2 protein-coding genes are annotated in these 2,921 nt (G+C 33.6%); both read right to left on the bottom strand.

What is annotated here, in order from left to right; genetic code table 11:
* Nucleotides 1–245 precede the first annotated feature (245 nt).
* On the bottom strand, nucleotides 246–1,838 hold the full coding sequence (locus B3J44_RS12870) for a peptide chain release factor 3 (RefSeq protein WP_132989548.1): 1,593 nt from the start codon (nucleotides 1,836–1,838) through the stop codon (nucleotides 246–248).
* Nucleotides 1,839–1,988: 150 nt separating this feature from the next.
* A partial coding sequence (locus B3J44_RS12865) for an alpha-amylase domain-containing protein (protein ID WP_286968785.1) occupies nucleotides 1,989–2,921 on the bottom strand: 933 nt, incomplete at its 5' end.

Below are 2,921 nucleotides of genomic sequence, written 5' to 3'. Positions count from 1 at the left end.
TACTTTGGTCGACTAAATTTCGTTTCAACCGTGTTTTATCTTAATTTGGGGTAGCCTAAAAAAGATTAAATTTTGAAATATAATGACTTAGTAAGGTTGATTTAATTCAAATTATAAAAAAGCGCTGATTTTAGAATTAGCGCTTTTTTTATGTAAACTTTTTTGCTGGTATGAAAGAGAAGCTAAATATAAAAAGGCTGTTTAAAATTTTAAACAGCCTTTTTATATTTATTTAAAGTTTAGATTTAATCAAACTCTGATGTAAAGTATAATTTTACAGATGGATATTTGCTTTGCGTCATTTGAATTGTAAAATCAGAATCTGCTAAGAATACCAATTGACCATACTTATCGTGAGCAAGGAATTTTTGTTTGATACGTTTAAACTCTTTAAATTCTTCATTTTTAGCATCGTCGGGTTTTACCCAGCAAGCTTTGTGTACAGGGAAGTTCTCGTAAGTACATTTTGCTCCGTATTCGTGTTCTAAACGATATTGAATTACCTCGTATTGAAGCGCACCAACCGTTCCAATAACTTTACGATTATTCATTTCTAAAGTAAATAACTGAGCAACACCTTCATCCATTAACTGATCAACCCCTTTTTCTAATTGCTTGGCTTTCATAGGATCAGCATTATTGATGTATCTAAAGTGCTCTGGAGAGAAACTCGGAATTCCTTTAAAGCTCATTATTTCGCCTTCAGTTAAAGTATCTCCAATTTTAAAGTTCCCAGTATCGTGTAAACCAACAATATCACCTGGGTAAGAAATATCTACAATTTCTTTTTTCTCAGCAAAAAAAGCATTCGGACTTGAGAATTTTAAATTTTTCTTCTGACGAACATGGTAATACGGTTTATTTCGTTCAAAAGTTCCAGAAACGATTTTAATAAATGCTAAACGGTCACGGTGCTTCGGGTCCATATTTGCGTGGATTTTGAAAACAAATCCAGACATTTTTTCTTCTGTAGGTTCAACTGTACGAGTTTCAGAATCTTTTGCCCTCGGAGATGGCGCAATTGTAATGAAACAATCTAACAACTCGCGAACTCCAAAATTATTTAAAGCAGAACCAAAGAATACTGGCTGGATTTTTCCATCCAAGTAATCTTGACGTTCAAATTTCGGATAAACCTCATCAATCAATTCCAATTCTTCACGAAGTTTATTTGCCGCTTTTTCACCTACAATTTTATCTAATTCTGGATTGTTTTGCACATCAGAAAAAGCAATTGTTTCTTCGATATTTTTACGGCTGTCTCCGCTGAAAAGGTTAATGTTTTCTTCCCATAAGTTGTAAATTCCTTGGAAATCATAACCCATTCCGATTGGAAAACTTAACGGAGTTACTTTTAAACCTAATTTTTGTTCTACTTCATCCATTAGATCGAAAGCGTCTTTACCTTCACGGTCTAATTTATTGATAAAAACAATCATTGGAATGTTACGCATTCTACAAACAGCAACTAATTTTTCTGTCTGCTCCTCAACCCCTTTTGCAACGTCAATCACAACAATTACGCTATCAACAGCAGTTAAAGTTCTAAATGTATCTTCAGCAAAATCCTTGTGTCCAGGAGTATCAAGGATGTTGATTTTTTTATCTTTATAATTAAAAGCAAGCACAGAAGTTGAAACCGAGATACCTCTTTGGCGTTCGATTTCCATAAAGTCACTAGTTGCGCCTTTTTTAATTTTGTTGTTTTTTACAGCTCCTGCTTCTTGAATTGCACCTCCAAATAAAAGCAATTTCTCTGTTAATGTCGTTTTACCGGCATCGGGATGCGATATAATTCCAAATGTTCTTCTGCGTTGTATTTCTTTTAAAAAGCTCATATTTCGTATAAATAGGTTGCAAAAGTACTATTAAATTACGGCTTTATAAAAATATTCAGTTCTTAAATTTGGAAGTCTTTCTTCTGACGGGATTTTAAAACAAAAAAATAAGGCTGTTTTGCAACAGCCTTAAAATAGTCATTTTTAAAATTACTGATTAATTGACCAAATTGAATATCCTTTTGGAGGACATTGTATTTTTACCCATTTGTCAGCCTGAGTAGTTGGATACCAAGTTGAGTTTCCTGTGAAATCTTTAATTTGAGTGTTTGCCCAATTAGTCTGAATCCATCTTTCTTGCCAAACATCAGAGTTGTTAATGTAAACTACCAATCCCGGATTTCCGTTGTATCCATTTCTTCTTGCAACATATTCGTCATTGTCAGAATATAAAATAGAAGTTGTTCCAGTTGCTTTATTGTTATGAATCCAAATTAAGTTGTTCAGTTTGTTTTTGTCTAGCCATTCTTCATAATCTCTGTAGAAAATAGTTGGATAACCTTCATGAGTTAAGATATAAGAGTAGGCTAGTAATTTGTTCCAAATTTCATCAGTATCGTGGTTGGTTACAAAAGTTACTGCTTTATACGGATTACGTTTCCACATCATATCATCATTCAATAAAGCTAAATTGTTTCCGTCAAAGGCATCATTCATTTTATAGTAACAAGCAAAATCAAACACAGAACTGTTTGCATTATTAGCCCACCATTCAAGCGTATTTACGTTAGAATCCCAATATTCTCCAACAGAAAACCCACCTACGTTTGCATTCCAAGCATTTACAACCCAAGGGCCAAAACCTTTTACGTAGTCAAATCGCCATCCATCAAATTTCATAGTGTTTTTATAATATTTACCAACACCATCAGCTCTAAGCCAAAGCCAGTTTTGAACATTTGGTGCAGCGTGGCACAAATCTGGAAAACCTCCAAAAGATCCTTCGTCATTATTTCCGTAACTATTTTTGTAAAAATCATTATAGTTACGAGGAAATTTACCTGATGCGACTCCTGTAAAATTGGTCCAAGTATTTGTTCCAGTAAAAGGATTAGCTTCAGATTGTCCTCCACTATTATGATT

The sequence above is a fragment of the Flavobacterium sp. UBA4854 genome, from assembly GCF_002399805.1.
Taxonomy (GTDB): Bacteria; Bacteroidota; Bacteroidia; order Flavobacteriales; family Flavobacteriaceae; genus Flavobacterium; species Flavobacterium ginsengisoli.
The sequence above is the reverse complement of the archived record's forward strand: the minus strand, read 5'-3'. Positions and strand labels throughout refer to the sequence as shown.

Bases quoted from the DNA above. Each gene is read 5' to 3' on its own strand.
- B3J44_RS12870 (WP_132989548.1), bottom strand. From the start codon at position 1,838: ATGAGCTTTTTAAAAGAAATACAACGCAGAAGAACATTTGGAATTATA.